Source organism: Streptomyces sp. NPDC060049 (genome assembly GCF_042736715.1).
Classification (GTDB): domain Bacteria; phylum Actinomycetota; class Actinomycetes; order Streptomycetales; family Streptomycetaceae; genus Streptomyces.
The window spans coordinates 225,985-246,928 of sequence record NZ_JBHWVV010000013.1 but is presented as its reverse complement, the minus strand read 5'-3'; the positions used below and the strand labels follow the sequence as shown (position 1 = coordinate 246,928).

The 20,944-nt window shown below is 71.7% G+C and carries 18 protein-coding genes; 7 read left to right on the top strand and 11 right to left on the bottom strand.

All coding sequences use genetic code 11. The features are described 5' to 3' along the window. Positions 1 to 151: 151 nt before the first annotated feature. Positions 152 to 925 (bottom strand): enoyl-ACP reductase FabI, encoded by a 774-nt coding sequence (gene fabI, locus ACFWBY_RS24900; RefSeq protein WP_385344271.1) that lies wholly within the window; start codon positions 923 to 925, stop codon positions 152 to 154. Positions 926 to 930: 5 nt separating this feature from the next. Continuing rightward, on the bottom strand, positions 931 to 1,650 hold the full coding sequence (gene fabG / locus ACFWBY_RS24895; RefSeq protein ID WP_385344269.1) for a 3-oxoacyl-[acyl-carrier-protein] reductase: 720 nt from the start codon (positions 1,648 to 1,650) through the stop codon (positions 931 to 933). A 184-nt stretch (positions 1,651 to 1,834) separates the two neighbouring features. On the opposite strand from fabG, the gene ACFWBY_RS24890 reads away from it, so the two are divergent. The 3 genes from ACFWBY_RS24890 (at position 1,835) to tyrS (ending at position 6,101) form a co-directional block, all read left to right on the top strand. Further along, positions 1,835 to 3,358 (top strand): TldD/PmbA family protein, encoded by a 1,524-nt coding sequence (locus tag ACFWBY_RS24890; protein ID WP_385344266.1) that lies wholly within the window; start codon positions 1,835 to 1,837, stop codon positions 3,356 to 3,358. Further along, positions 3,355 to 4,743, top strand: a complete 1,389-nt coding sequence (locus tag ACFWBY_RS24885; RefSeq protein WP_385344263.1) for a metallopeptidase TldD-related protein — start codon at positions 3,355 to 3,357, stop codon at positions 4,741 to 4,743. The genes ACFWBY_RS24890 and ACFWBY_RS24885 overlap by 4 nt, the downstream gene beginning before the upstream one ends. Positions 4,744 to 4,835: 92 nt before the next feature. Further along, the gene (gene tyrS / locus ACFWBY_RS24880; RefSeq protein ID WP_385344260.1) at positions 4,836 to 6,101 is read left to right on the top strand and encodes a tyrosine--tRNA ligase; all 1,266 of its coding nucleotides are present in this window, start codon (positions 4,836 to 4,838) and stop codon (positions 6,099 to 6,101) included. A 73-nt stretch (positions 6,102 to 6,174) separates the two neighbouring features. Here the strand turns inward: tyrS and ACFWBY_RS24875 are convergent, their stop codons facing one another. Next, entirely contained in the window at positions 6,175 to 6,453 is a 279-nt protein-coding gene (locus ACFWBY_RS24875) for a GlsB/YeaQ/YmgE family stress response membrane protein (RefSeq protein ID WP_385344257.1), read from the bottom strand. A 176-nt stretch (positions 6,454 to 6,629) separates the two neighbouring features. On the opposite strand from ACFWBY_RS24875, the gene ACFWBY_RS24870 reads away from it, so the two are divergent. Continuing rightward, positions 6,630 to 6,962, top strand: coding sequence for a DUF3099 domain-containing protein (locus tag ACFWBY_RS24870; RefSeq protein ID WP_385344255.1), 333 nt, complete (start codon positions 6,630 to 6,632; stop codon positions 6,960 to 6,962). A 136-nt stretch (positions 6,963 to 7,098) separates the two neighbouring features. Further along, positions 7,099 to 7,371 carry a hypothetical protein gene (locus tag ACFWBY_RS24865; protein ID WP_385344252.1) on the top strand — a complete coding sequence of 91 codons (273 nt, stop codon included), beginning with the start codon at positions 7,099 to 7,101 and terminating at the stop codon, positions 7,369 to 7,371. Positions 7,372 to 7,410: 39 nt separating this feature from the next. On the opposite strand, the gene moaA is transcribed toward ACFWBY_RS24865, so the two are convergent. The 3 genes from moaA to ACFWBY_RS24850 form a co-directional block, all read right to left on the bottom strand. Then, the gene (moaA, locus tag ACFWBY_RS24860; protein WP_385344249.1) at positions 7,411 to 8,400 is read right to left on the bottom strand and encodes a GTP 3',8-cyclase MoaA; all 990 of its coding nucleotides are present in this window, start codon (positions 8,398 to 8,400) and stop codon (positions 7,411 to 7,413) included. A 195-nt stretch (positions 8,401 to 8,595) separates the two neighbouring features. Continuing rightward, on the bottom strand, positions 8,596 to 10,251 hold the full coding sequence (locus ACFWBY_RS24855) for a cation acetate symporter (protein WP_385344246.1): 1,656 nt from the start codon (positions 10,249 to 10,251) through the stop codon (positions 8,596 to 8,598). Next, positions 10,248 to 10,613, bottom strand: a complete 366-nt coding sequence (locus ACFWBY_RS24850; RefSeq protein ID WP_385344244.1) for a DUF485 domain-containing protein — start codon at positions 10,611 to 10,613, stop codon at positions 10,248 to 10,250. Before ACFWBY_RS24850 ends, ACFWBY_RS24855 begins: the two co-directional genes overlap by 4 nt. A gap of 256 nt (positions 10,614 to 10,869) precedes the next feature. On the opposite strand from ACFWBY_RS24850, the gene ACFWBY_RS24845 reads away from it, so the two are divergent. After that, on the top strand, positions 10,870 to 12,417 hold the full coding sequence (locus ACFWBY_RS24845) for a S8 family serine peptidase (RefSeq protein ID WP_385344241.1): 1,548 nt from the start codon (positions 10,870 to 10,872) through the stop codon (positions 12,415 to 12,417). Between the two features lie 66 nt (positions 12,418 to 12,483). Here ACFWBY_RS24845 and ACFWBY_RS24840 read toward each other — a convergent pair whose 3' ends face one another. The 3 genes from ACFWBY_RS24840 to ACFWBY_RS24830 are packed head-to-tail and all read right to left on the bottom strand — an operon-like array spanning position 12,484 to position 15,167. Beyond that, positions 12,484 to 13,527, bottom strand: a complete 1,044-nt coding sequence (locus ACFWBY_RS24840; protein ID WP_385344238.1) for a zinc-dependent alcohol dehydrogenase family protein — start codon at positions 13,525 to 13,527, stop codon at positions 12,484 to 12,486. Between the two features lie 18 nt (positions 13,528 to 13,545). Then, complete coding sequence (locus ACFWBY_RS24835; protein WP_385344235.1) at positions 13,546 to 14,280, bottom strand: lysoplasmalogenase; 735 nt, start codon at positions 14,278 to 14,280, stop codon at positions 13,546 to 13,548. Then, a complete protein-coding gene (locus ACFWBY_RS24830) occupies positions 14,277 to 15,167 on the bottom strand; it encodes a sterol desaturase family protein (RefSeq protein WP_385344233.1) in 891 nt (296 codons plus the stop codon). The genes ACFWBY_RS24835 and ACFWBY_RS24830 overlap by 4 nt, the downstream gene beginning before the upstream one ends. 121 nt (positions 15,168 to 15,288) lie before the next feature. Here ACFWBY_RS24830 and ACFWBY_RS24825 point away from each other — a divergent pair, with 121 nt between their 5' ends. Then, the gene (locus ACFWBY_RS24825; protein WP_385409701.1) at positions 15,289 to 18,408 is read left to right on the top strand and encodes an NACHT domain-containing protein; all 3,120 of its coding nucleotides are present in this window, start codon (positions 15,289 to 15,291) and stop codon (positions 18,406 to 18,408) included. 22 nt (positions 18,409 to 18,430) lie between these two features. Here the strand turns inward: ACFWBY_RS24825 and ACFWBY_RS24820 are convergent, their stop codons facing one another. Further along, positions 18,431 to 19,654, bottom strand: a complete 1,224-nt coding sequence (locus ACFWBY_RS24820; protein WP_385341933.1) for an amidohydrolase family protein — start codon at positions 19,652 to 19,654, stop codon at positions 18,431 to 18,433. Further along, on the bottom strand, positions 19,651 to 20,937 hold the full coding sequence (locus tag ACFWBY_RS24815; RefSeq protein WP_385341931.1) for an amidohydrolase family protein: 1,287 nt from the start codon (positions 20,935 to 20,937) through the stop codon (positions 19,651 to 19,653). Before ACFWBY_RS24815 ends, ACFWBY_RS24820 begins: the two co-directional genes overlap by 4 nt. Positions 20,938 to 20,944 lie beyond the last annotated feature (7 nt).

Sequence of the window (20,944 nt, the reverse complement as noted above, 5' to 3'; positions counted from 1 at the left end):
GTGCAGATCGATGCGATCGGCCCCGACGCGGGGTGCCCGCGCGCGCGGCCCCGCGCCGCGCCCCCCCCCTCCCCGCCGGGCCCCGCGGGGGGCGCCCCGGACCCCCTGTCGGCAGCGGCGCCCGCCGCCGTACGGATGGAACGGGCCCGGATCAGGCACCCATCGCGTGCAGGCCGCCGTCCACGTGGACGATCTCACCGGTGGTCTTCGGGAACCAGTCCGACAGCAGGGCCACGACACCCCTGCCCGCCGGCTCCGGGTCGCTCATGTCCCACTCCATCGGGGAGCGGTGGTTCCAGACGTCCGCCAGCTCGGAGAAGCCGGGGATGGACTTCGCGGCCATCGAACCGATGGGACCGGCGGAGACCAGGTTGCAGCGGATCTTCTCCTTGCCCAGGTCACGGGCGAGGTAGCGGCTGGTGGCCTCCAGGGCGGCCTTGGCCGGGCCCATCCAGTCGTACTGCGGCCAGGCGTACTGCGCGTCGAAGGTCAGGCCGACGATCGCGGCGCCCTCGCCCTCCGGGAACAGCGGCTTGCAGGCCATGGCCAGCGACTTCAGCGAGAACGCCGAGACGTGCATGGCGGTGGCGACCGACTCGAACGGCGTGTTCAGGAAGTTGCCGCCGAGGGCGTCCTGCGGCGCGAAGCCGATGGAGTGGACGACGCCGTCGAGGCCGCCGAGCTCGGCGCGGACGAGGTCCTCCAGGCGGGCCAGGTGCTCGTCGTTGGTGACGTCGAGCTCGATCACCTTGACGGGCTTGGGCAGCTTGCGTGCGATGCGCTCGGTCAGCGTCGGCCGCGGGAACGCGGTGAGGATGACCTCTGCGCCCTGCTCCTGGGCCAGCCGGGCGGTGTGGAAGGCGATGGACGATTCCATCAGCACCCCGGTGATGAGGATGCGCTTGCCGGCGAGAATTCCGCTCATGGTGATCAGTGACCCATGCCCAATCCGCCGTCAACGGGAATGACGGCTCCGGTGATGTACGCGGCGTTGTCGGACGCCAGGAAGCTGACGGCGGCCGCGATCTCCTCGGGCTGCGCGTACCGGCCCAGGGGCACCTGGCCGACGATGCCCGCACGCTGCTCGTCGGTGAGCACCTTCGTCATGTCGGTGTCCACGAAACCGGGGGCGACGACGTTGAAGGTGATGTTGCGGGAGCCCAGCTCACGGGCGAGGGAGCGGGCGAAGCCGACCAGCGCGGCCTTGGAGGCCGCGTAGTTGGCCTGGCCGGCCGAGCCGAGCAGTCCGACGACCGAGGAGATCAGGACGACGCGGCCCTTCTTCGCGCGGAGCATGCCGCGGTTCGCGCGCTTGACCACGCGGAAGGTGCCGGTGAGGTTGGTGTCGACGACCGAGGCGAAGTCCTCCTCGGACATGCGCATCAGCAGCGTGTCCTTGGTGATGCCCGCGTTGGCGACCAGGACCTCGACCGCGCCGTGCGCGTCCTCGACCTGCTTGTACGCCAGGTCCACCTGCTCGGAGTCGGTGATGTCGCAGCGAACCGCCAGCACGCCCAGGGCCGCGAGCTCCGCCGGGGGCTCACCCGACCGGTACGTGATCGCGACCTTGTCGCCGGCCTCCGCGAAGGCTCGGGCGATGGCGAGGCCGATGCCCCGGTTTCCTCCGGTGACGAGAACCGAGCGGCTCAACGGATCACCCTTTCGACTAGCGGTTTGAATACCAAAAACCTATAGGTCATGTACCCCATACGGAGAATCGGGCTCCGACAGCGCCTCGGTGCGGGCTCTGTCGAGTCCCTACAGAAAGATGTAGGCACGGCAACCCGTGGCGCGACATGATCGTGTCATCTGCCCCGACTCCGGGAGGACCTCCGTGCCCCATTCCATCGACGCGGCCTTCACCGCGCTGCCCTTGCGGGCGCTCGCCGACGCGGCGCTCGCCCGGGCCCGCGCGCTGGGCGCCGACCATGCCGACTTCCGTCTGGAGCGGATCCGCAGCGCCTCGTGGCGGCTGCGGGACGCCAAGCCCTCGGGCGGGTCCGACACCACCGATCTCGGCTACGCGGTCCGAGTGGTGCACGGGGGCAGCTGGGGGTTCGCCTCCGGTGTGGACCTGACCATGGACGGCGCCGCCAAGGTGGCCTCGCAAGCCGTGGCCATGGCCAAGCTCTCCGCCCAGGTGATCAAGGCCGCCGGCTCCGACGAGCGGGTCGAGCTCGCCGACGAGCCGGTGCACGCCGACAAGACCTGGGTCTCCGCCTACGACGTGAACCCCTTCGACGTGCCGGACACGGAGAAGGCCGCGCTGCTCGCCGACTTCAGCGCGCGGCTGCTCGCGGCCGACGGCGTGGCCCACGTGGACGCCTCGCTCCTCGCCGTCCACGAGAACAAGTTCTACGCCGACACCGCGGGCACCTCCACCACCCAGCAGCGGGTGCGCGTCCACCCGCAGCTCACCGCCGTCGCCGTGAACGCCACGACCGGCGAGTTCGACTCCATGCGCACCATCGCCCCGCCGGCCGGGCGCGGCTGGGAGTACCTGACCGGCACCGGCTGGGACTGGAACTCCGAACTGGAGGGGATCCCGGGCCTGCTCGCCGAGAAGATGCGGGCGCCGGGCGTCGAGGCCGGACGCTACGACCTGGTCGTGGACCCGTCCAACCTGTGGCTCACCATCCACGAGTCCATCGGCCACGCCACCGAGCTGGACCGGGCGCTGGGCTACGAGGCGGCGTACGCGGGGACCTCCTTCGCCACCTTCGACCAGCTGGGCAAGCTCACGTACGGCTCCTCCGTCATGAACGTGACGGGCGACCGGACGGCCGAGCACGGGCTGGCCACCATCGGCTACGACGACGAGGGCGTCGAGGCGCAGAGCTGGGACCTCGTCAAGGACGGCACGCTGACCGGCTACCAGACGGACCGGCGGATCGCGAAGCTGACCGGCCTCGGCCGCTCCAACGGCTGCGCCTACGCCGACTCCCCCGGGCACGTGCCCGTCCAGCGGATGGCGAACGTCTCGCTCCAGCCCGATCCGGGCGGGCTGTCGACCGAGGACCTGATCGGCGGGGTGGAGCGCGGGATCTACGTGGTCGGCGACCGCTCCTGGTCGATCGACATGCAGCGCTACAACTTCCAGTTCACCGGGCAGCGCTTCTTCCGGATCGAGAACGGCAAGCTGGCCGGGCAGCTGCGCGATGTCGCCTACCAGGCCACGACCACCGAGTTCTGGGGCTCGATGGAGAAGGTCGGCGGCCCGCAGACCTACGTCCTGGGCGGTGCCTTCAACTGCGGCAAGGCCCAGCCGGGCCAGGTCGCCTCGGTCTCGCACGGCTGCCCGTCCGCGCTGTTCCGCGACGTGAACATCTTGAACACCACGCAGGAGGCCGGCCGATGAGCCCCATCAAGCCCCACGAGATCGTCGAGCGGGCCCTGGAGCTCTCCACCGCCGACGGCTGTGTCGTCATCGCCGACGAGGAGTCGAGCGCCAACCTGCGCTGGGCGGGCAACGCCCTGACCACGAACGGCGTCACGCGCGGCCGGACGCTCACGGTCATCGCCACCGTCGACGGCAAGGAGGGCACGGCCTCGGGGGTCGTCTCGCGCTCCGCCGTCACGGCGCAGGACCTGGAGCCCCTGGTCCGGGCCGCCGAGGCGGCCGCCCGCGGCGCCGGCCCGGCGGAGGACGCGCAGCCGCTGGTCACCGGCACCCCCTCCTCGCCGGACTTCACCGACGCCCCGGCCGAGACCTCCTCGGCGGTCTTCGCGGACTTCGCCCCGGCCCTCGGCGAGGCCTTCGCCCGGGCCCGCGCGGGCGGCCGCGAGCTGTACGGCTTCGCCCACCACGAGCTGGTCTCCTCTTACGTGGGCACCTCCACGGGGCTGCGCCTGCGCCACGACCAGCCCAACGGGACCCTGGAGCTCAACGCGAAGTCCCCGGACCGGCTCCGCTCCGCCTGGGCGGGGCGCGGGACGCGGGACTTCAAGGACGTGGACCCGACCGTGCTCGACGCGGAGCTGGCCGTACGGCTCGGCTGGGCCGAGCGGAAGATCGACCTGCCCGCCGGCCGGTACGAGACCCTGCTGCCGCCGACGGCCGTGGCGGACCTGCTGATCTACCAGATGTGGTCGGCGGCGGCCCGGGACGCGGTGGAGGGCCGCACGGTCTTCTCCAAGCCGGGCGGCGGCACCCGGCTCGGCGACCGGCTGTCCCCGCTGCCGCTGACCCTGCGCAGTGATCCGAACGCGCCAGGCCTGGAGTCCGCGCCGTTCGTGATCGCGCACAGTTCCGGCGACGACGCGTCCGCCTTCGACAACGGCCTGCCGGTCCCCGCGACCGAGTGGATCAAGGACGGCGAGCTGGCCCGGCTGACGACGACGCGGCACAGCGCCGCCCTGACGGGGCTGCCGGTCTCCCCCACCTTCGGGAACCTGATCCTGGACGCGGGCGGCGAGAAGTCGCTGGAGGAGATGGTCGCGGACACCGGGCGCGGTCTGCTCCTGACCTGCCTCTGGTACATCCGCGAGGTGGACCCCGCCACGCTGCTGCTCACGGGCCTGACCCGGGACGGCGTCTACCTGGTGGAGGACGGGCAGGTCGTCGGCGAGGTCAACAACTTCCGGTTCAACGAGTCCCCCGTGGACCTGCTGTCGCGGGCCTCGGAGGCCGGCCGGACCGAGAAGACCCTGCCGCGCGAATGGAGCGACTGGTTCACCCGGGCAGCGATGCCGGCGCTGCGGATCCCGGACTTCAACATGAGCTCGGTCAGCAGGGGGGTCTGAAACAAAGGGGTCCGAGGTCCGCGCCTTCCCCGCCTAGACTGGCGGGGAACCCCCCAGCTCTCTGTTCCACCTCGCCAAGGAGACCCAGAACCGTGACGGACATCGTCGACGAACTGAAGTGGCGCGGGCTCTTCGCCCAGTCCACCGACGAAGAAGCGCTGCGCAAGGCGTTCGCGGACGGTCCCGTCACGTTCTATTGCGGCTTCGACCCGACGGCGGCATCGCTGCACGTCGGGCACTTGGTGCAGGTCCTCACCGTGCGACGGCTCCAGCTGACGGGCAACCGCCCGCTGGCGCTGGTCGGCGGGGCGACCGGGCAGATCGGTGACCCGCGGCCGACCGCCGAGCGCACCTTGAACGACCCGGAGACCATCGCGAACTGGGTGACGCGCCTGCGCTCCCAGATCGAGCCGTTCCTGTCCTTCGAGGGCGAGAACGCGGCGGTCATGGTGAACAACCTGGACTGGACGGCGGGCATGTCCGCCATCGAGTTCCTCCGGGACATCGGCAAGCACTTCCGGGTCAACAAGATGCTGACGAAGGACTCGGTCGCCAAGCGACTGGAGTCCGACCAGGGCATCAGCTACACGGAGTTCAGCTACCAGCTGCTCCAGGGGATGGACTTCCTGGAGCTGTACCGGCGCCACGGCTGCGTGCTGCAGCAGGGCGGCTCGGACCAGTGGGGCAACCTGACCGCCGGTCTCGACCTGATCCACCGGGTGGAGCCGGACGCTCAGGTCCACGCGATCGCCACCCCGCTGATGGTCAAGGCGGACGGCACCAAGTTCGGCAAGTCCGAGAGCGGCGCCGTCTGGCTCGACCCGGAGATGACCACCCCGTACGCGTTCTACCAGTTCTGGCTGAACGTGGACGACCGGGACGTCTCCACCTACATGCGCATCCTCTCCTTCAAGTCCCGTGAGGAGCTGGAGGAGCTGGAGGCGCAGACCGCCGAGCGGCCGCAGGCGCGCGCCGCCCAGCGGGCGCTGGCGGAGGAGCTGACGACGCTGGTGCACGGCGCCGCCCAGTGCGCCGCCGTCATCGCGGCGTCCAAGGCGCTGTTCGGCCAGGGCGAGCTGGCGGACCTGGACGAGGCCACGCTGGCCGCGGCCCTGTCCGAGCTGCCGCACGCCTCGGTCGCCGAGCCGGGCCCGGTCGTGGACCTCCTCGTGGAGACCGGGCTGGTCGCCAGCAAGTCGGCCGGCCGCCGGACCGTGAAGGAGGGCGGTGCCTACGTGAACAACGTGAAGGTCACCGCCGAGGACGCGGTCCCCGCCAAGGAGGACCTGCTGCACGGGCGCTGGCTGGTGCTGCGCCGGGGCAAGAAGAACCTGGCCGCGGTCGAGGTCACCGGCTAGCGGGGCCCGCACCGCGTACGACGCGGGGGCCGGTTCGGACACTGTCCGGGCCGGCCCCCGCGTCGTGCCCCGGCTAGATCGTCTGGCGCTTGTGGCCCCGGAGCGAGTGGTAGACGAGGTCGCCGAGACCGACGATGAGGACGGCTCCGGCAAGCTGCAGCAAGTGCCGGATCCAGTCGATGCCCTTGGTCTCGTTGACTCCGATCCATGTGGCCACCGCGTTGCCGAGCACGGCGCCGATGATGCCGAAGATGGTGGTCAGCCACAGGGGCTGGTGCTGCTTGCCCGGCAGGATCGCCCTGGCTATCAGTCCGAGTACGAAACCGACGATGATCGCCCACAACCAACCCATGTCGAGCCTCCTCCTGGCGCGTCGTGCGCATGTGGGCCCAGTCTCGGCCGGTCCGGCACACCACGCATTTCGGATAGCGCCGTTCGGGGGCACCCCCTCTGCCCGGCTCCGGGCAGGCGGCGTACCGTGGAAGGGTCCGGACCGGGAGTGTCCGGCGGTCGATCGGGTGGTGGGTTGTGGAGCGGAAGAAGCGGAACGGCGCCGAGGTCTTCCGGATCACGGGGGCGCGGATGGGCCTCGCCGAGGACGTGCGGGGCCGCCAGCGCCGGTATGTGATCTCGATGGTCATCAGGACCCTGTCGGTCATCGCGACGGTCCTCCTGTGGAACGTGCAGCGCCCGGTGGCGATCGTGACGCTCGTGGCGGGCGCCCTCCTGCCGTACGTGGCGGTGGTCATCGCCAACGCCGGGCGCGAGTCGACTCCCTCGCTGCCGTCGCACTTCATTCCGACTCCGGTGCACCCTGCCCTGGGCGACGGAAACCTCAAGAAAAGCTCAGATCAATCATGAAGTTCCAGTGCACCGCACCGGGTCCTGCGTGACATACTGCCTACGCGCTCCGCATCCCCCGTCGGAGCGACGGACCGACGCCGGGCAGCTCCCCCCGTGGCTGCTCGGCGTCGCCTTTCCGTCTTAGGGTTGAGCCGTGACTCCCCTAGACGACGCATTCGACACCACCCGCACGCCTGCCGCCGGGAACGACGTGCCCACCTGCTCCGCCAAGGGCTGCCGCGACGCGGCCGCCTGGGTCCTGGCGTGGAACAACCCCGCACTGCACACCCCTGAACGCCGCAAGACCTGGCTGGCGTGCGAGGAACACCGCGAGCACCTCTCCCAGTTCCTGGGCGTGCGCGGTTTCCTCAAGGACGTCGTGAAGCTCGACGAGTGGGTACAGCCCGAGGGCTCGCAGCGGCCGTAGCCGCCACGAGCCCCCGGGACCGCGCTCCCGTCGGGGCGGTCAGCCGCCGATCGCGGACATCGGGCGGTCGGGCTGCAGGAAGGTCGGGTCGTCGAGGCCGGACCCGGCCTTCTTGCCCCACATCGCCACCTTCCACAGACGGGCGATCTCCTCGTCCGGGGCGTCCGAGCGCAGGGCCGCGCGCAGGTCCGACTCCTCGGTGGCGAAGAGGCACGTACGGATCTGGCCGTCGGCCGTGAGGCGCGTACGGTCGCAGGCGCCGCAGAACGGGCGGGTGACGGACGCGATGACGCCGACGGTGGCGGGGCCGCCGTCGACGACCCAGCGCTCGGCCGGGGCGGAGCCGCGCTCCTCGGAGCCTTCCTCGGTGAGCGTGAAGCGGGTGCGCAGGGACTCCAGGATGTCCCCGGCGGTGATCATGCCGTCGCGCTTCCAGCCGTGCTGGGCGTCGAGGGGCATCTGCTCGATGAAGCGGAGCTCGTACTCGTTCTCCACGGCCCAGGCGAGCAGGTCGGGCGCCTCGTCGTCGTTCAGGCCCGGCATGAGCACGGCGTTGACCTTGACGGGGGTGAGGCCGGCCTCGCGGGCGGCGGCCATCCCCTCGATGACGTCGCTGTGGCGGTCGCGCCGGGTGAGGGCCTTGAAGACCTCGGGGCGCAGGGTGTCCAGGGAGACGTTCACCCGGTCCAGGCCGGCGGCCTTGAGGGCCCGCGCGGTGCGCTTGAGGCCGATGCCGTTGGTGGTCAGCGACATCTTGGGGCGGGGCTCCAGGGCCGCGCACCGCTCGACGATGCCGACGAGGCCGGGGCGCAGGAGGGGCTCGCCGCCGGTGAAGCGGACCTCTTTGATGCCGAGCCGGGTGACGGCGATGTCGATCAGCCGGACGATCTCGTCGTCGGTGAGCAGATCGGGCTTGCCGAGCCACTGCAGGCCCTCCTCGGGCATGCAGTAGGTGCAGCGCAGGTTGCACCGGTCGGTGAGCGAGACGCGCAGGTCAGTGGCCACGCGGCCGTAGGTGTCGAGAAGCACTGTGGGCCCCCTCCCCTGTCCGGTTCGTAGAGGTTCGCGGAGCCATCGAGTAGAGCGCTCGCGCTGCATCCGAGCCTACGCGACGGGTGTGGCGCGTAGGGGCGCCGGAAAGAACCAGACGCGGCGTGGCCGTGTCGTAGGGACATACGACACGGCCACGGACGGTACGGGGGCCTGTTCGCTCGGGTGCCAGTACTAGTGGGCTCCGGTTCCGGTGAGCGACCGGACCTCGAGCTCGGCGAACTTCTGCGGGTCGGCCTTCTCCTTGGAGAGGACGGTTCCCAGCCACCCCAGCAGGAAGCCGAGCGGGATGGAGATGATGCCCGGGTTTTCCAGGGGGAACCAGTAGAAGTCGGCGCCCTTGAACATCGACGTGGGCTTCCCGGACACGACCGGGGAGAAGAGCACCAGGACGACCGAGGAGACCAGGCCGCCGTAGATGGACCACAGCGCGCCCTGGGTGGTGAAGCGCTTCCAGAAGAGGCTGTAGAGGATCGTCGGCAGGTTGGCGGAGGCGGCGACGGCGAAGGCGAGGGCGACGAGTCCGGCCACGTTGAGGTCGCGGGCCAGGGCGCCGAGGCCGATGGCGACGGCGCCGATGACCACGGTGGACCAGCGGGCGGCCCGCACCTCTTCCTTCTCGGTGGCCTTGCCCTTGCGGATCACGTTCACGTAGATGTCGTGGGCGAAGGACGAGGAGGAGGCCAGCGTCAGGCCCGCGACGACCGCGAGGATGGTGGCGAAGGCCACCGCCGAGATCACGGCGAGCAGGATCGCGCCGCCGGTGGAGTCGGCGCCGCCGCCGATCTCCTGGGCGAGCAGCGGGGCCGCTGTGGTGCCGGCCTTGTTGGAGGCGATGATGTCGGCCCGCTTGAGCAGGGCCGCGGCGCCGAAGCCGAGGACGATCGTCATCAGGTAGAAGGCGCCGATGATGCCGATGGCCCAGTTCACGGACTTGCGGGCGGCCTTCGCGGTGGGCACCGTGTAGAAGCGGATCAGGATGTGCGGCAGGCCGGCGGTGCCCAGGACCAGGGCGAGGCCGAGCGAGATGAAGTCCAGCTTCGTGATCGAGTCCTTGCCGTACTTCATGCCCGGCTCCAGGAACTTCACGCCCTGCCCGCTGTTGTCGGCGGCCTTGCCGAGCAGGTCGGAGATGTTGAAGTCGAACTTGACCAGCACCAGGAAGGTGATCAGCAGGGTGCCCGCGATCAGCAGGACGGCCTTGATCATCTGGACCCAGGTGGTGCCCTTCATCCCGCCGATGGTGACGTAGAGGATCATCAGGACGCCGACCAGCGAGACGATCACGACCTTGCCGAGGTCGCTGGTGATGCCCAGGAGCAGCGAGACGAGCACGCCGGCACCGGCCATCTGGGCGAGCAGGTAGAAGATCGAGACGACGATGGTGGAGGTGCCGGCGGCGGTCCGCACGGGGCGCTGGCGCATCCGGTACGCGAGCACGTCGCCCATCGTGTAGCGGCCGGAGTTGCGCAGCGGCTCGGCGACGAGGAGCAGCGCGACCAGCCAGGCCACCAGGAAGCCGATGGAGTAGAGGAAGCCGTCGTAGCCGAAGAGCGCGATGGCTCCCGCGATGCCGAGGAAGGACGCGGCGGACATGTAGTCGCCGGAGATGGCCAGTCCGTTCTGGAAACCGGTGAACTGGCGGCCGCCCGCGTAGAAGTCGGCGGCGTCCTTGGTCTGGCGGCCGGCCCAGACCGTGATGCCGAGGGTGGCGACGACGAAGAGCCCGAACAGGGTGATGATCAGCGGGCGGTGCTCGGTGGCGCCGGCGGCGACGGTCGTGCCCGCCGTGGCCGCCGTGCCCGCGGCCACCAGGAGCGGGGCGCTCATTCTCCGGCCTCCATCCGTGCCTTGATGGCCGAGGCCTTGGGGTCGAGCTGGGCCGCCGCGTGGCGCGCGTACAGCCAGGCGATGAGGAACGTCGTCGCGAACTGGGCGAGGCCGAGGACGAGGGCGACATTGATGTTGCCGAAGAGCTTCGTCCCCATGAAGCCGCCCGCGTAGCTGGAGAGCAGGACGTAGAGCAGGTACCAGGCGATGAACGCCACGGTGAGCGGGAAGGCGAAGGAGCGGTGTGCGCGGCGCAGACCGGCGAACTCCGCGCTCTGCTGGACGCGTACGAACTCTTCGGCCGCGGGGCTCGCCGGTGGCGTTCCCGCACTGCCGTGGGGTGGCGCTGCTTCGGTGGTCACGGGGGGCTCTCCTTGTGACGCGGGTGCGGTGGGGACGACGGACACGACTACCTCCGTGTGGGGGGACGGTGGCGCTGATCCCCCCTGTCAACGGCACGGCCGGCGCGTCGGGACGGTTCAACACCCGCGGTTTCTTTGGAAACTGATTTCTCGAACTCATGGCGCAAAGTCGAACGGCGGCACTAGGTTCACGTGACATGAACCCGTCGGGCGCGACCGCGCCCGCGCGGCTTTTTCACGATGATGTGGAGAACCCATGGCTCATCTGGGAACCGGTCACCGGCGGCGCGCCCTCGCCCTTCCGGTCGGACTGGCACTCACCGCCTCGCTCGCCTTCCTGCCGGCGGTGGCGGCAAGCGCCGCACCGCTCGGCAGCACGGCCGACACGGCGGCTGCCGCCAAGCCCGACACCTCCGGCCCCAAGCTGTCGTACGTCGCGAACCTGACCGCGTACGGCACGGTGAAGCAGGCGAAGAAGTCCATCGAGCGAGCCGGTGGCACGGTGGTGATCGCATATGAGCAGATCGGAGTGGTGGTCGCACACTCCCAGAACCCGGAGTTCGCCAAGCAGCTCCGTGGGCAGCGCAGCCTGTTCGTGTCGGTCGGCGCCACCCGTACGGCTCCCCTGTCCGTGGTCCAGACCACGGAGGAGGGCACGACGCAGCGGCTGAGCGACGCGGACGCCGCCAAGGCGGCGGCGCAGGCCGAGCCGGGGCAGGAGCCCCTGGAGTCCAACCAGTGGGACCTGCGGGCGATCAAGGCCGATCAGGCTCACAAGATCAACGATGGCAGCCGGAACGTCACGGTGGGCGTCATCGACACGGGTGTCGACGACACCCACCCGGATCTCGCCCCGAACTTCTCCAAGGGCCAGTCCGCGAACTGCGTCGGCGGCGTCGCCGACACCACCGAGGGGGCCTGGCGTCCGTACGCGGACGGCAGCGACCACGGCACCCACGTCGCGGGCACCATCGCGGCCGCCCGCAACGGGCTCGGCATCAGCGGTGTGGCGCCCGGCGTCCAGGTCGCCGCGATCAAGGTCAGCGAGCCCGCGACCAGCCTCTTCTACACCGAGGCCGTCGTCTGCGGCTTCATGTTCGCCGCCGAGAAGGGGATCGAGGTGACCAACAACAGCTACTACGTCGACCCCTGGCTCTACAACTGCAAGTCGGACGACGACCAGAAGGCGCTGGTGGAGGCCCTCGCCCGGGCGACGAAGTACGCCGAGCGCAAGGGCGTGCTCAGCGTGGCCTCGGCCGGCAACTCGGACCACGACCTGGCGGCCGCCTCGATCCAGGACGACACCAGCCCGAACGACACCACCCCGGTGCCGCGCACCATCGACCCCAAGGTCTGCCTGGACCTGCCCACCCAGCTTCCGGGTGTGGTCACGGTGAGCGCGACCGGCGACCAGGGCTTCAAGTCGTACTACTCCAGCTACGGCCTGGGTGTCGTCGACGTCGCGGCCCCCGGCGGCGACAAGTGGCAGGTCCCCGCCACCCCGGACGCCAACGGCCGCGTGCTGTCCACCCTCCCGGGCGGCGGCTACGGCTACAAGCAGGGCACCTCGATGGCCGGCCCGCACGTCGCCGGCGTCGCGGCCCTGCTCAAGAGCCGCCACCCGTGGGCGAGCCCGTCGCAGCTCCAGACGATGCTCAAGGGCCAGGCCACGAAGGCGGCCTGCCCCGAGAAGGTCTACGACGCCGCGGGCGCGCTGGTCGACGCCACCACCTGCAACAGCAAGTGGGGCCAGACCGGCTACTACGGCTACGGCGTGGTCGACGCGCTGAAGGCCGTCAAGTAGCCGCAGGGCACTGACGCACGAAAGGGCCGGGCGGGGAACATCCCGCCCGGCCCTTTCGCCTTCGCCTCAGGGCTTGATCATCACCTTGAGCGCGCTGCGGTCGTCCATCGCCCGGTAGCCGTCCGGGACCTCGTCGAGGGACACGGCCCGGTCGAAGACGGGCGCCGGGTCGATCGCGCCGCTGAGCACGTCCGCGAGCAGCTCGGGGATGTACGCGCGGACCGGCGCGACGCCGCCGCGCAGGGTGATGTTGCGGTCGAACATCACCCCGAGGTCGAGGCCGGTGCCGCTGCCGTGCGGGACGCCGACGTAGCCGACGGCCCCGCCGTCGCGGGCGATGGTCACGGCGGTGCGCATGGACTGCTCCGTGCCGACCGCCTCGATGACGCAGTGCGCTCCCTGGCCGCCGGTCAGCTCGCGGACGGCCGCCTCGGCCGCCTCGCCGCGCTCGGCGACGACGTCCGTGGCGCCGAAGAGCTTCGCGATGTCCGTACGGGCGGTGTGGCGGCCCAGTGCGATGATCCGGTCGGCGCCGAGGCGCTTGGCGGCGAGGACGCCGCACAGGCCGACCGCGCCGTCGCCGACGACAGCGACCGTCGAGCCCTCGCGCACGCCGGCGCCCAGCGCGGCGTGGTGGCCGGTGCCCATGACGTCGGACAGCGCGAGCAGCGCGGTCAGCAGGTGGTCGTCGGATGCGGCGTCGGCGGGCAGCTTCACCAGGGTGCCGTCGGCGTGCGGGACGCGTACGGCCTCGCCCTGGCCGCCGTCGTGGCCGACGGAACCCCAGAAGCCGCCGTGCGCGCAGGAGGTGTACAGGCCTTCGACGCAGTAGTCGCAGGTGCCGTCGGACCACATGAAGGGGGCGACGACGAGGTCCCCGGCGCGCAGGCCACAGACGGCGGAGCCGGTCTCCTCGACGACGCCCAGGAACTCGTGGCCGATCCGCTGGCCGGGCCGGCGGGCGGCCTCGCCGCGGTAGGCCCAGAGGTCGCTGCCGCAGATGCAGGCGCGCAGGACGCGGACGACGGCGTCCTCGGGGCGCTGGATCGCAGCGTCGGGCACCTCCTCCACGCGGATGTCGTGCGGGGCGTGGATGACGGTGGCGCGCATGGTGGTGCAGTCCTCCGGCTAGGAAATGGTTGAGCCCTGTAGGGCTTTCCTACCGTACGCCTGCGCCGGGGCGAGTGCTCCCGTGGCCAGCAGGTACTGGGCCGCCAGGTACGTGGCCATGATCCAGAAGTCCGGGCGGGGCAGCTGCGGCCACTCGGCGACCCCGGTGGCGATGAGCGTGTCGGAGAGCAGGAACAGCGCCCCGCCGAGTCCCGCCCGCCACCCGAGGGCGCTGGAGCGGTAGGCCATGGCGGTGAGCAGCAGGCTGTAGCCGGCGACGGGTATCCGCAGGTCCGCGGGCAGGTCGCTCCAGAGCAGCGTGACGGTGGACAGCAGCGCCGCGGCGTACGCGGCGCCGAGCGCCGTGCCCGTGGGGCGGCGGGCGAAGAGCACGAGGTAGCAGACGTGCCCGGCGGCGAAGGAGCCCATGCCGATCAGGAAGGCGGGATCGGCGTCGAAGAGCAGGGCCAGGTCCCCGCCCCAGCCGAACAGCAGGGCGGCCACGAGCAGTCGGGGGGCCCGGCGGGTGAGCACGTACCCGACGAGCAGGGGCATGAGGAGCGGCTTGGCGAGGACGTGACCCGGGTGCCAGCCGGCGAGCAGCGAGCCGAGGTCGAGGGCGGCGGCCAGGGCGAAGGCGGCGAGCAGCAGCCGGCCGGCGGCGCCCGTCCCGGCGGGCGCGGCCGGGCGCGCCCAGGACGGCGTACGGGACGGCGGGCGCTCTGCGTGCTCCGTGGATCCGGCGGCGCTCACGCGGCGTGCTCCGGGGCGGGCGCCTCGGCCCGCGCGGCCGGGACGGCTCCGGCGGGGGGCGCGGGCTGCCAGCCGGGGCCTCGGAAGACGCGCCCGGCCCGCTCGCGCCAGGTGGCGGCCCCCCGCACGTCACGGGCGATGGAGGCGTACTCGTGGGTGGCGACGCGCAGCGGGTTGTAGGTGGCGATGTTCTTGGTGAGGCCGAAGACGGGCTTGTCGGTCTCCCCCACCCAGGAGCCGAACATCCGGTCCCAGACGATCAGGATGCCGCCGAAGTTGCGGTCCAGGTAACCGCCTTGGGAGGCGTGGTGGACGCGGTGGTGGGAAGGCGAGTTGAAGACGAACTCCACGGGGCGGGGAAGCTTGTCGATGCGCTCGGTGTGGATCCAGAACTGGTAGACGAGGTTGACGGAGTAGCAGAACGCGACGGCGGCCGGATGCACGCCCAGCGCGATCATCGGCAGGTAGAAGGGCCAGGAGGTGGCACTGGTCCAGGGCTGGCGCAGGGCGGTGGTGAGGTTGAACTTGCGGCTGCTGTGGTGGACGACGTGGCAAGCCCACAGGATGCGGATCACGTGGTGGCCGCGGTGCTGCCAGTAGTACAGGAAGTCCTGGGCGAGCAGCATCAGCAGGACGGTCCACCACAGGACGGGGACGCGGAGCGGGGTGAGCTCGTAGACCGCGGTGTAGATCGCGACGATCGGGATCTTCCACAGGAAGTCGAAGACGAGGCTGCCGATCCCCATGCCGAGGCTGGTGACGGCGTCCTTGGTCGCGTACCCGGCGGCGTCCTCGTCGGGATGGATGCGGTAGCTCACGAGCTCGATGACCGTGAGCAGTACGAAGGCTGGTATGGACCACAGCACGACATCGGGCAGGTTCGGCATGTTCGCACCATAGAGGCGGCTCCGGGGGCTCGGCTAGGGGTTGTTACCGATCGGTATCCATCGGTGTTACCGACGGTTCACGAGATGCTTCGGGGGAGGGTGTCCGGGCCAAGGGGAGGGCATGGGGATGGCGGACTTCGAGGCGGGTTCCGAGACGGGCTCCGAGACGGATGTCGAATCGGGTTCCGAGACGGATTTCGAAACGGTCGTCTTACGGGCGGCGCAAGCGGTGGCGCTGACACTGGTGAAGTCCCGGCCGGGGGCGCGCCGGCTCAGGCCGGCCAAGCCGGGCGACCCCGGCGTACGGCGCCTCGCGCGCGAGCTCGCGGCCCTGCTCGCCGGGGCGGCCGCGGGGCTCGCCGAGCCCGACCGGCGGGCGGCGGTGGCCGCCGTCGGAGAGGCCTTCGCCGCACTGGGGCCGAAGGAGGCCCGGGCCCTGCTCGCGGCGGACCCCGGCCCCGCGGGCGCGCCCACCGGCCCGGCGCCCCCGGCGGGCGCCGCCCTGGGCGCGGCGGCCGGGGCCGCCTACCGGGAACTGGTCGCTCTGTGCCGCGCGCACGCCGCGGCGGGGCCGGCGGGGCCGGCGGCGCCGGTGGGCCCCGCGCCCGGGACGGCGCGGGAGCAGGCGGACACGACTCCCGCCGCGGTGCGGAGCCCGGCCGGCGAGCCGGCCGCGGCGGCCTTCGAGGAGCGCTACGCCCGCTACGTCGCCGAGGCCCAGGCCCGGGTCCAGCTCTTCGGGCTGACCTTCAGCCAGGCCCGCCAGGACTGGCCGCTGGACCTCGCCTACATCAGCCTCGCGGTCAGCGGCGGACAGCTCCTCGAAGAGCCCGGCCTGCAGACGCCCGTCAAGGCCGAGCAGGCCCTGAACGCCGCGGAGCGCGTGCTGCTGCGCGGCCCGGCCGGCTCCGGCAAGAGCACCCTCGTCCAGTGGCTGGCCCTGAACGCCGCCCGCCGCAGCTTCGGACCCCAGCTCGGGGAATGGAACACCCTGGTCCCCTTCGTCCTGCCGCTGCGCTCCTTCAACTCCCCCGCCGGGCTGCCCCAGCCGCGGGACTGGCTGGCCGCGACCGGAGTACCGCTGGCGGCGCCGGACGGCTGGGTCGCCGGGCTCCTCGGCGCCGGACGGGCGCTGGTGCTGGTCGACGGGGTCGACGAGGTGCCTCCGCGACTGCGCAGCAGGACCGAGTCCTGGCTGCGGGCGCTGCTCGCCGAGTACCCGGCGTCCCGCTTCGTGGTCACCACCCGCCCGTCGGCCGTACCGGAGGACTGGCTGACCGCCCACGGCTTCAGCTCCCTCGCCCTGCTGCCGATGGAGCGCGACGACGTCGGCGCCTTCATCACGCACTGGCACGACTCCGCCCGCGCGGAGGCGGCCGACGGCGAGGGCTCGGGGCGGGAGCTGGAGCTGCTCGACCGGTACGAGAAGACTCTCCTGCAGGCCGTGGGCTCGCGCCGGGACCTGGGCAGGCTCGCGACGAACCCGCTGATGTGCGCCCTGCTGTGCGCACTGAACCGGGACCGGCGGATGCACCTGCCCCGAGCCCGCAAGGAACTCTACGACGCGGCGCTGGACATGCTCCTGATCCGCCGCGACAGCGAGCGGGACATCTCCGGGGTCGAGGGCGTCTACCTCAGCCGCGACGAGCAGACCCTGCTGCTCCAGCGCCTCGCGTACTGGCTGATCCGCAACGGGCAGGTGGAGGCGTCCGCGGAGGAGGCGATCGGGATGATCTCCGAATCGCTCGACGCCATGCCGCAGGTCAAGGGCCAGGGCAGCGCGGAGACGGTGTTCCGGCACCTGCTGATCCGCAGCGGGCTGCTCCGGGAGCCGGTGCCGGGCTCGGTGCTGTTCGTCCACCGCACCTTCCAGGACTATCTCGGCGCCAAGGCGGCCGTGGAGGCGCGGGACTTCGGCGTGCTGGTGCGCAACGCGCACGAGGACACCTGGGACAACGTGGTCCGGATGGCGGTCGGTCACGCCCGCCCCGACGAACGCGCCCACCTGCTCCGCCAGCTGCTGCACCGCGCCGACCAGGGCGAGCACGACCACAGCCGGCTGGTGCTGCTCGCGGCCGCCTGTCTGGAGCACGCGCCGCAGCTGGACCCCGGCGTCTGGCGCGAGGTGCAGGCCAGAACGGCGCGGCTGCTGCCGCCGCGCTCGCGCGGGCAGGCCGGGGAGCTGGCGAAGGCCGGCGAACTGGTGCTGGAGCTGCTGCCGGAGCCGGCCGGGCTCACCGAGGACGAGGCGGCCGCGACGATCCGTACGGCGGCGCTGGTCGGCGGCGACCGGGCGCTCCAGGTGATCGCGGCCTTCCGGACGGACGACCGCTACGAGGTGGGGCGCGAACTGTCCGACGCCTGGGGGCGGTTCCCCGTCGACGCCTACGTGGACGCGGTGCTGGCGAACGCCCCGCTGCACGCCGCCCACCTGCACGTGCGCACCGCCGGACAGCTGCGGGCCCTGGAGCGGCTGGGACACGTCCGCCGTCTGCACGTCACCTGGGACGGGCCGGTCCCGCGGGAGATCTCGGGGCACCGGAACCTGGAATCGCTGACCATGCACCGCAATGCGCGGCTGGCCGACCTGTCCCCGCTGGCCGGTCAGCGCTCGCTGCGGCACCTGGGCGTGCTGGACTGCCCGAAGGTGGCCGGGATCGAGGTGGTGGGCGAACTGGAGACGGACAGCCTCGCCTTCGGCTACCTGCGGGACGACCTCTCGCTGGCCCCGCTGGCGGGGGTGGCGGGCCTGCGCTCCCTGGTCATCGGCTTCGAGCCCGAGCAGCGGCGGATCGGGGACGTCCCGGCCGCGCAGTCGCTGACCGCGCTGCACCTGTGGCAGGGCGCCCGCCGGATGACGCTCGACGGGATCGAACGGTGGCCGGGAGTCCGGACGCTGACGGTCGCCGGGAGCGGCCAGTACCGGCAGCTGGTGCGCTCGCTGCCGCTGACGGGCCTGACCGGCCTGCAGATCCGGCACGCCGCGCCGGTGTCGGCCTCGGCCCTCCTGCCGTACGGGCGCCTGGGCCGGCTCGTACTGATCCGCTGCGCCCTGGAGGGCACGCTGGAGGCGCTCCGCGAACTCGGGGAGCTGCGCCGGCTGGTGCTGAGCGAGTGTCTGGGGACCGTGGACCTCTCGCCGCTGGCCCCCCTGGAGGACCTGGTCATCGAGCTGCGGCGGGGCACCCACGTGAGCGGGGCGGAGCTGATCCCGCCGGAGCGGCTCGTCCGCAAGGACTGAGCCGCCGCGGCGGGGCACGGGGCTACCAGACCCGGACCGAGCCCCCTCGGGCGAAGGCCGGGCTGGTGGCGGCCGCCGGGACCTCCGTCAGGGGCCGCGCGACCTCCGAGACGAGGGGGCCGTGCTTGGCGGCCACCGCGTCGAGGAGGGCGAGGTCGAAGCCGTACACGCGGGCCGCGTTGCCGCCGACCATGGCGGCGACCTCCTCGCGCGGCAGGCCCGCGTAGGCGATGCGCAGGCCCTCGCGGGAGAAGGGGGTGGTGCCCTCGTCGTGGGGGTAGTCGCTGCCCCACATGATCTTGTCGAGGCCGATGCGGTCCCGCAGCGGGACCTCGTGGGGGCGCATGAAGCTGGCCCCGACGAAGCAGTTGTCCCGCCAGACCTCGCTGGGCCCCTTGCCCATGGACTGCGCCAGACCCGCTCCGAACTTGGACTCGGCGGTGGACGAGGCGGCCACCAGGCGGCCGTGGTAGTAGTCCAGCATCTCGATCACGCCGGGGATCCAGCCGGAGCCCTGTTCCGTCAGGACCAGCTTCAGCCCGGGGTTGCGGCGGAAGGCCCCGCCGAAGATGAGGTGCCACAGGGCCCGGTGCGAGAACCAGGTGGTCTCCACCATGAAGACGGCCCGGGCCGCCGGTTCCTCGCCCAGCGGCGGCGAGGCCGAACCGCCGTGGTGGTTGACGGGGACGTCCAGCTCGTCGCAGACCGCCCAGATCGGGTCGTAGGCGGCCGAGTAGAGCTCCGGAACGGTGGATCCCGGCGGGACGCCCGGCAGCAGGATGCCGCCGGTCAGACCCGCCTTCCGGGTGCGGCGGATCTCCTGGACCGCCGCGTCCACGTCGTTCAGCAGGATCTGGACCACGCCCGCCCGGCGGCCCGGCGCGTCCGCGCAGAAGTCCGCCAGCCACCGGTTGTGCGCCTGGAGCCCGGCCCAGCGCATCTCGTACTCGGCCGCCGTCGGGGGCTGGGCCATCAGGGACGCCTTGGGGAAGAACGGCGGGATGGTGTTCGGGAAGAGGACTTCCGCGACGATCCCGTCGGCCTCGAGCTCCGCCAGGCGGCGCTGCGAGTTCCAGTTGCGGTCCGCCGTGTCCGCGAGGAGGTCCTCGTACGGGTTCACGTAGGCGGCGGCCCAGGCGTCGAAGGCCGCGTGGTGGCGCCTCTCCAGGTACGGCTTGTAGTCCAGCAGGTCGGCGCCCGCGTGGCAGTCGGCCGAGATGACCGTGTACCGGTCCTCGGCGGTCATGAGTCCACCCCCAGGACCGGGAAGTCGTTGTCGGTCAGCCAGTGCCGGCCCACCTCGCGCGAGCGCGCCCAAGAGGCTTCGACGGCCGCTTGGTCGGCGCTCTGCCCGAGCTCCGCCGGGGTGGGGCCGATGCGGCGGGCGATCGGTGACAGCTTCCCGGTGTCGAAGCCGAAGACGTCGGCCGCGGCCAGTCCCAGCATCCGGCGGGTCTCGTCGACGGGGATGTCGTGGAAGGTGTTCCTCAGCCAGTTCCTGGTGTTCGGCCAGGTCCCCTCGGGGTGCGGGAAGTCCGAGCCCCACAGGATGTTGTCCACGCCGATCTCGTAGCGCTGGGCGAGCTCGCGCCGCTTGGTGTTGGTGGCGCAGACGAACACCTGCCGGTCCAGGTACTCGCTCGGCGGCCGCTTCAGTTCCTCGAACGGCGAGAGCTTCTTGCCGCCGTGCGCGCCGAGGTAGAGCCGGTCCATGAACCACAGCTGGTTCGGCAGCCACCAGCAGCCCGACTCGGCGACGCCGAACTTCAGGCCCGGGTGCCGCTCGAAGACGCCGGACCACAGCAGGAACCACAGCGGGCGGGCCGGCCACCAGGTGACCTCGGAGACGAAGATGCCCAGGTGGTCCCCGTACTCGTGGCGCGGCGAGGAACCGGAGTGGGTGACGATCGGCATCTGCGTCTCGGCCGCGGCCGCCCACACCGGGTCGTAACGGCGGTCGTGGTAGGGCGCCTTGTCCACCCACATGGCCGGGATCATGAGGGCGCCGAGCCCGGATGCCTTGGCGCGGTGCACCTCGGCGACGACCTTGTCCGGATCGCCGGTGATGGGCAGCAGGGCGACCCCGCAGTGCCGCTCGGGGTTCTGCGAGACGAACTCGGCGAGCCAGCGGTTGTGCGCCTGCGCGCCGGCCATGCCGAGCTCGGGGTCCTGGTCGCCGGAGAGCCCGAGGCCCACCCCGAAGGGGGCCGCGGTCTGGCTGTCCACGGCGTCGGCGTCGGGGAAGACGACTTCGGCGGCCACGCCGTCGCCGTCGAGCTCCTTCAGCCGCTGGGCGACGTCCCAGCCGCCCTTGAGGCCTTCCTCGTGGTCGTGGAACCACTTCTCGGCGAAGGCCTCGTTGCGCACGCCCAGGCGGGTGGCCTCGGCGCGGCGGGCGTCGCGCTGGCCGAGGAACTCGTCGAACTGCGCGTGGAACGCGCTGTCCAGATAGGGGCGGTACTGCTCGGTCGGCAGCCCCGCGTGACAGTCGGAGGAGATGATCAGATAGGGGTCTTCGTACGCACTCACGACGACG